Here is an 8,112-nt window from a genome sequence, read left to right on the forward strand (position 1 = left end):
TCTCGCAGTCATGTCGGCCTTGCAACGCCTGAAGTCGCTCCTGATCACCTACGAGCTGCCCCCTCCCGTGCCGCCGGTTCACCCCCGCACGGTGCCGCCGGTGTACGCCGCGCCCGCTCCCGTGGTCCCCGCCAAAACGGCGGAGCAGATCGCACGGGAGTGCCTGGAGGCGCACTGGGCGCCGTCCTGCGGTCGCCTCGCGGTGGAGATGGATGCCTACCGCCGGGACCCGCGTGCCTACGGCCTGGACCGCATCGGCGACCTCGTTGCGGCCCACGATGCCGAACGGCTCGACCTAGAGACGAACCACCTCTTCAGATTCCGTGTCAAGATCGAACTTTCCTGCCCGGACGGCGGATTCAACGTCCTCATCGACTTGGGCAAGGCTCTCCACGAGCAGACGGCTCGACTGGTGCAGCAGAGGACCAGGGACGATGAAGAAGCGCGCCGACGGGCGATCCAGGGCGGCATCTTCGACCGGATGGACAGCCGGACGTTCGAGGAAGCGATCGCCGACCTCCTGCGCCGCGACGGCCACAACCAGGTGGACGTCTCCGGCCGGGCGGGGGACCTTGGCGCCGACGTCACCGCCGTCACGGAACTGGGCTCGAAGATCGTCGTCCAATGCAAGCGCTACGGCCGGACACGCCCCGTCGGGTCTCCGGACGTTCAGCGATTCGCCGGGACATGCTTCGCCGTGCACCGCGCCGACCTTGCGCTGCTGGCCACCACGTCGAGCTTCACCGACGCCGCCGCGTCGTTGGCAAACCGCCTCGGCATCGTCCTGCTCAACGGCGACCAGGTGAGGCAATGGCAAGCCGGGGAACTCGATCCGGCAGCCGGCCTGTAGACCCCATTGAGAACCGCGACGGCCCGCGTACCGGTGCGCTCGAGCAGCCACACGGGCATCGCCCCGACAGCCCGCTCCTGTCGCTCGGCGCCCCGGCCGCGAACTTCGATCGCCACGCGGCAACTCACCCGAGCCGCGGCCGCGGGGAGCCCGCCGCGCAGGGCGTCCTCGTCCAGCGACCAGGGGTTCCGCGGGTCGGTGGTGAGGACGGCGTGGGTGCCTCGGCCGCCCTGCTCGGCACGCCGGTAGTCGGAGTTCAGCGGGATACCGAGGTACAAGGCCGCCTGGCCGTCGGGGAGCGAAGGTCGGCGACCGCACCGTCGCGCAGGCACCATGCGTACTCGAAGACCGGCCACGCCGCCAGGCCCGGGACCAGGGCGAAGCCCTCCGTATAGGTGGCTCCGCCGGTCTCGGCGTAGTCGGGGGCGACTGCGAAGCACCGGCCGGGCGCCCGCCGCACCCGGTCCCCGGGCTACGGCGCAGGCGGCTGCAGGACGCCGAGCTTGCGGACAGCCGGTAGCGCCTCCTCGCCCACCGGCAGTTGCGTCAGGGTGTCCACCCAGCGCAGTAGGGTGCCTTCCGCGTCCGACTCCTGCGCCATGGCTGTATCCCTCCGTCGACCTCGTGAACGTATGCGACGAACGGGGCCGCGGTTCTGGCCTACGGGAGTTCGACGGGCCAGAAGCGCCCCGAGCCCATCAGGAACGTCAGGTACCTGACTGCACGTCAAATTGCTAGTAGATCAAGCTATTTACTCGAACCATCCAGCTCGCCGCATACCCATTTTATGTATCGCACGTGCTAGGGTATGCGTTACATTCTTGGTCGCTCTTCCTGTCGCGCTGCTGCGCTCCCCCTTCTCCTGGAGGCCCTGGTGCCCGCCGCATCCTCCCCGCCGCCCAGCCCCACCACCGCCGGTCCGGGAGTGCCAGCCGTGTCACTGGGCGTGCACAAGGCGAGGCCGCTGCTGCCCCAACTCATCCGGGACGCCGAGCAGGGCACCATCACCGAGCTCACCCGCGGAGAGGGGGAGCGGGCCCTGCTCGTCTCCGCTCACCTGGCCACCACGGCAGGCCTGGCTACGGCCGAGTCGCCGGCCTTCGGTATCGCCGAGGCCCGCCCCGTCCTCGGTGACCTGGTCGCCCAAGCCGCCGCCGGCACCCCGCAGGTCCTGTTGCGCCACAAGCGGCCGGTGGCCGTCCTGGCCTGTGCCACCGCACTCTTCCCGGCCGCCGCAGCAGTGCCGCCGGCTGTCCCGGCCGCGGCGCCCACCGCCCCGTCGGGCACCGCAGTCCACGCCCCCGCCGTCCCCTCGACGGCGGCTCTACCCGTTTTGGCCGCAGCGCCCACCGCCGACTCCCTCGACCCGGCCACCGGGCTCGTCCCGGCTCCTGGACCCGCCGTCTTGGCTCCAGCTGCCGGGCCCACCGCGGGCACTGACCCTGCTCCGGCCGCTGGGCCGTCAGGTGCCGCTGCTGCGTCTGCCACTACCGGGGTGCCGTCGTCCCCGCGCCGCCGGCTCGCCCCGCTCGGGCAGGTCCTGGACACTTTGCTGCCCTATACACCCGCTGGGGATGGCGAGCAGGCTCCGCCCGTGGGTCTGCCGACCGGCATCCCCACCCTCGACCAGGCCCTCGGAGGCCTGCAGCCGGGCCGGTTCTACCTGGCCGCTGGCGCCCCGGGCACCGGGGCGAGCCTGTTGGCGATCAGTGCCGCCCGCGCCACCGCGCTCGACCAGCACCGCACCGTCCTGTACGCGGCCTCCGGGCTGACCCGGGCCGACATCGCCGCCCGCGTGATCGCCGCGCACACCCCGGTCGACTACCGCCGCCTGCGCGCCCAGACCCTCGACGACACCGAGCGCCAGGCCGTTACCCAGACCGCCGAACTCCTCGCCGCGGCCCCGCTGCTGATCGACGACGGTACCGGCCTGGACGCGGAGGCGATCACCACCACCGCCGCGGACGTCCCCGAACTGGCCCTCGTCGTGGTCGACCGCCTCCAGACCGCCCCCGACCCCCGCCTGCCGCTGTCCGGTGCGCTCGCCCTCGCCGACGCGGGCCAGGCCCTGGCCCACCTCGCCCGTACCCACCACCTCCCGGTGCTCGCCGCCCTCGACACCGACAACCCCGACCTCATCCACGCCCTGGCCGCCGACGTCACCCTCACCCTCACCCCCGACAGCGCCCCCACCACCTTCGGCACCGGCGGCAGCCGTGTCCGCCTCGCTGTTGCCGAACGCGACCTCGGCCACCTCGCCACCCTCACCCTGGCCGCCGACCCGGCCCACGCCCGCCTCACCGACCCCACCCCCGACCACGAGGCCGCGCCCGGCGCGTCCTCCGCGACCCCGGCCGCTGCGTCTGGCGCTCCCGCCGCGCCCTCTGCCGGCCCCGCCGCGCCCTCCCAGCAGGCCCACCCGGACCCCACCGCGCCCGCTGTGCCCGCCACCGGACCCGCCCAGGCACCGGAGGTGCCCCAGACACCCGACACGACCACCGAAGGCCTCCCGGAGCCCGCTACGCCGCTTCCCGGCACCACCCTGGCCGCCGAGGCAGCCGAGGCAGCCGAGGGCCCCCACGGCCCGTCCCACGCGCCCGCCGTGCAGAGCCCTGCTGCGGATGTTCCTGCCACCTTCGAGACCGGCAACCAGCCGCTGCGCCCCGCCCGTTCCGGCAGCGCCCGGGCGGCCGCCGCCCGCGACACCGGCTACTCGGACCGGGACTACAGCTACTACCTCGACATGATCAGCTCGGCGGTCGACCAGGCCCTGGAGGAGCACGGCGGCGACACCGAGGCCGCGATCGCCGCGCTGGAGAACAAGGCCATCCCGAACGGGATGGAACTCTTCGACGCGACCCGCGTCGGCGCAACCTACGAACACACCGTCTATCCCGAGACCCTGGACTTCCTGCGCAAGAAGTCCCGCAACGGCGCCGACGACATCTGGGAGGGCCGCCACAAGTGGGAGAACGTCGTCCTGCTCGACGACCTGCGCAAGGGCAAGCTGCCCCTCATCACGGTCGACGTTCTGGACACCAACGCCGCCTACTGCACCGCGCTGAAGACCCACCTGCCGATCGGCGCCCTCCAGCACCAGCCCGACGGTGGTTTCGACCCGAAGCGCTCCGGTATCTACCTGCTGCCCAAGCGCCCCATCTGGCAGCACCCCCACCTGCCCGACCCGATCGGAAACCGCCGCGAGAGTGGCCCGGTGCTTCTCGACGACGCCACCGTTCGCCTGCTGATCCGCTGCCACAAGCTCGGCCTCGCCGACGCCCCCCACATCACCGAAGCCTGGACCTCCGGCGCCAGCGAAAGCCTGCTGGAGAAGTACCGCCGCGTCCTGACCCTCGCCCGCGAGAACGCCATCACCACCGCCGACACCGTCACCGAGGCATACGTGAAGGCGATCTACGCCAAGTTCGTCTCCACCATCGGCGAATCCACCCACAACCGCGACCTGCGCCGACCGGACTGGATGCACATCATCCGCTCCCAGGCATTCGCCAACCTCTGGTACAAGGCCCACCGCGCCCATACCCACGGCCTGACCGTCGTCGCCCTGCGCGGCACCGACGAACTCCACACCACCAGCGACAGCACCGACTGGCGCACAGTGTTCACTGAGGGCCGCCTCACCACCCAGATGAAACTCAAGGACCAGTACACCCTTCCGCGCACCCGAAAGGCCACCTGAACGTGTCGACCGACGGATGGAAGAACTTCGGCAAGTATGGCGCCCATCTGGACCCCGGCAACGTCCACGGCAAGATCGCCCTCGGCCGCGCCCTCGAAGACGCCCTCGAGCGCATGATCATCGAAGGCGGCATCAAATCCCCGCCCACCACCCGCCGTGGCCTGCTCGCCCGGATGCGCTATCTCACCACCACCACCGGCGGCACCCAGGCCCTCAGCGACGCCGGCATCACCGCCACCCCCCGCACCATCCGCGCCTGGACCCACGGCACCCAGCGCCCCCGCCCCCACAATCTCGAAGCCATCGACACCGCCTACTGGAACCTGCGCGCCCACAACGTCCTCACCAACCCCGGCGGCTTCAAGCAGCACCTCAACAACGCCGGCCGCGGCACCCGAGTCGAGATCCACCCCGTCAACCAGGACCTCGTCGACCAGCCCCGCCGCCGCGACAACCTCCGCCTGCGCACCATTCAGGTCCGCTATGTCTGGGACGAGGCCGTCGACGCCATGGTCGACGGCGACGAGGCGAAGCTGGAGGAGATCTGGGACGACGTCATCGCCGACCTCGACTCCGACTGGGGCGCCTACACCTACGTCTCCCACATCGGCCTCGGCGCCTGAACACCACCATATCCACCCCACTACAGTTCCGCCCCGTGACCGATGCCCTCCGCCGCACCGCTGCAGACGACGACGCACTCCTGGAACGGCTGCACAACCTCGCGTGGGGCACCGGAACCACAGGCGATCCCCACGGCTGTCTCCCGGACCAGCCGTTTCCCCCCGCTCACGAACGCCGAGGTCGAGCAAGTGGAGCGGCAACTCGGCTACCAGCTGCCGCCACTGCTCCGACGCATCTACACCGAGATCGGCGACGGGGGATTCGGCCCGGAAGGAGGCCTCGCCTCGCTGACACCGCGCCACATCCCGTACTGGCACAGACCGGACTGGCCCTGCGCAACCTCCCTCCACACGCGAGGGCCAAAGTACGGGCGGCCGCCGTCATGGCTCTTCCTGACAGGCGGCGGCTGCAGCATGCAGTGGCACGTCTCGCTGATCGCGATCGACAACCCCGTCCTGCTCTGGGACGCCGACGGCTGGGAACCCGACTGGGGCGAAAACCCCCACGACGGCCTGTGCTACGCCGCACCGTCACTGCGCCAATGGCTGTGGACCTGGGCGGACGGAGGCAACGTATGGGACGAAGCACTCAAGATCATTTAGGTGCTGCGACCCCAAGCGGCTTGACGATCTTCCCCACCAAGCACCGCACGTCCCGGCCGGACAGACGGGCCCATCCGGCGCCAACGCCCCGCCTCGTCCCACCCTGCCGCTGCGCCCCACACCCCGCTGCACCACCCCTTTCCGGGAAGGCCAGAACGCCGCCCTCCGCGTACCCCCGCTGCGCCGACCTGCCCCGGCCGGCGCAACGGCGCTCCGGTGCAGCACCCCGGAGCCTGCCGGGACGGCGGCTGCGCCGCTTCTGGGACAGCTGTCCGAGCGGTCTGCCACACTCGGCCCGTGGCGGTGGATCCGACGAAGCTGCGAGAAGCGGTCAGCACTGTCGTGTGGGGGCTCCATTCCTGTACCCACCGGGAGTTGACCGAGCTGGGGCCCGAGCTCAGGCTACCGATACCTGCGGCAGACACAGGCTCGAAGAGCCAGCGCCTGGAAGCCTGCCTCAAGGCACTCCCGGACGACGGCGGCCTCCTCCAGGCGCGCAGCGCCTCCTCGACTCCCCGCAGGTGTCCGTCCGCGGGAAGGAGCGGTTCGCCCTCGAGGACGCCGTCTGGGACGCCGGAACGGTCATCGAGATCCCGGGCACGGGTGCGGCGCGAGCTGGCCGCCGCGATCAACCTCGACGAGCTGCTCCACCGCCAGGACAGGTTCCGAGCGCCGCACTGGAACGGTTCTGGCACCCTGGACGACGACCCGATGGCCGCTGTGGACGGGATTCGTCGACGACGAGCCTGCGGGCCCGGATCCACCCAGCACGTGTTCCGCAACCCGAGAGGACTGGTCGGCGGAGGAACTGTTCGAGCAGCTCGGGGACTTCGAGGCCGGCTCCGCCAGGTTCACCCGCTTCCTCGAAGCCCTGGTCGACCCCGGCCAACCCCTCCCAGACGCTGGCGCCCAAGGCCGCCTCCGTTGAGACTCGGCCAACACGGCGCTGGCAACCGACCGCAATCCGCCTCGAGCAGACCGGCCCGAGCCGCGACGGTTTCCCCCACACACTTCCAGCTCCTGCGCACCGGCCCCGGCGCCGCCCGCCGGCCGAAGACCTTGATCTTCGCCACCACCGCCAAGCCCCGACATCCGCTTCCTGAGCGTCGACGACACCGATCTCGAAGTCCTGCAGGGGACAGACCAGGTCCTCGTCTACGACCGGCTCATCGGCCCGGACGGCATCCGCTGGTGCGACCTACAGCAGTGGTGGCAGGAGAAAACCGGCACCCGACGACACCGAGCAGGCCAAGAAGGACCTCTACAACCGCCTGCTGGCCTCCATGCCCAGCGAGGACGTCTCTCCCCAGCGCGACCTCTACCGGCTCTATCACCGCATCTACGAGCCCCCGCGCCTCGACCCTGCCCGCCCTGCTCCCCGAGGTCTGGCCTGCACTGGGACCACAAGACCGTCCAACAGCGCGGCGTCGAAGCCCTGCTGAACCCCCAGTTATGGACTTCCTCATGCTCCTACCGGGCGGCCACCGCGCCGGCCGCCACCACTACGCGACCGCCAAGGCGTACGAGGCACACTGTCCGCGGCGACCGCGACCTCAAGCTCCGCGGCTACGAGGTCTACCGATTCAGCTCCACCGAACTCAGCAACCGACACCCACGCTGGCCCCCTCCTCGAGCAGTTCTTCACCACCCTCTTCACCCACCACAACCTCACCATCCCGCACGGCGGAGCCCCACCACACGACCCCCACACACCTGACGCCCGAACCCGGCCGGAAACCTAGGCCAGGCGCACCCCACTGGCTGGGCCCGCGTCAGCCCTCAACACCAAGCAACTGCCCACGAGTTCATCACGGCCCTGCTGCGCCCCGTTGCCGACAACCGGCCGCGGTGAAGAGCAGCCGTGTGCGATACAAAACCCGCCCGGTCGATCAATTCTGTATCGCCGACACCTTGCCTCACGCGGCATTGCACATGAGGACCCGCAAGCCGTCAACATCCCGTTACATAACATCGGCCGACCAACTCTCATTCTCTAGTTGCCAAGTAGGGTGGTCTAAACCAAAGAGAAAGGTTTAGACCTGACTTCAACCTAACGGAGAGTCACGAAAAACCTCTGCAGTGGAGGAAACGACATCTCCTGGCTGCCCCTCACAGACCGCTCGTTCCGCCGGAGGCGGAACGACGTCCGGAGGGCGCTGAGAACGCTAGAATGAGGCCCGCACAGCAGCCACGGAACACCCCGCCGAAGTTGATCCCCATGAAACTAGCAGGTCAGAGCCAAGCTCTGAGCGAAACCATCCGCCGAGGAACCTGGTTCGCATTACAGAGATCAGAATCAGGCACGGCGGTGACCGCCACCACCCCACTGCATCGAG

General features: G+C 70.1%; 5 protein-coding genes. 4 read left to right on the plus strand and 1 reads right to left on the minus strand.

What is annotated here, in order from left to right; genetic code table 11:
- Positions 1-10 precede the first annotated feature (10 nt).
- Entirely contained in the window at positions 11-850 is an 840-nt protein-coding gene (locus ACZ5GH_RS38345) for a restriction endonuclease (protein ID WP_464336764.1), read from the plus strand.
- 472 nt (positions 851-1,322) lie between these two features.
- Here ACZ5GH_RS38345 and ACZ5GH_RS38350 read toward each other — a convergent pair whose 3' ends face one another.
- Positions 1,323-1,451, minus strand: a complete 129-nt coding sequence (locus ACZ5GH_RS38350; RefSeq protein ID WP_464336765.1) for a hypothetical protein — start codon at positions 1,449-1,451, stop codon at positions 1,323-1,325.
- 333 nt (positions 1,452-1,784) lie between these two features.
- Between ACZ5GH_RS38350 and ACZ5GH_RS38355 the strand changes: the two genes are divergently transcribed.
- The 3 genes from ACZ5GH_RS38355 to ACZ5GH_RS38365 all read left to right on the plus strand — a co-directional run bounded on the left by ACZ5GH_RS38355 (position 1,785) and on the right by ACZ5GH_RS38365 (position 5,776).
- Positions 1,785-4,550, plus strand: a complete 2,766-nt coding sequence (locus ACZ5GH_RS38355) for a DnaB-like helicase C-terminal domain-containing protein (RefSeq protein ID WP_464336766.1) — start codon at positions 1,785-1,787, stop codon at positions 4,548-4,550.
- Positions 4,551-4,552: 2 nt separating this feature from the next.
- Entirely contained in the window at positions 4,553-5,173 is a 621-nt protein-coding gene (locus ACZ5GH_RS38360) for a hypothetical protein (RefSeq protein WP_331768863.1), read from the plus strand.
- 189 nt (positions 5,174-5,362) lie between these two features.
- Positions 5,363-5,776 carry a hypothetical protein gene (locus ACZ5GH_RS38365; RefSeq protein ID WP_464336767.1) on the plus strand — a complete coding sequence of 138 codons (414 nt, stop codon included), beginning with the start codon at positions 5,363-5,365 and terminating at the stop codon, positions 5,774-5,776.
- Positions 5,777-8,112: the final 2,336 nt, after the last annotated feature.

The sequence above is a fragment of the Kitasatospora sp. Xyl93 genome, from assembly GCF_055383135.1.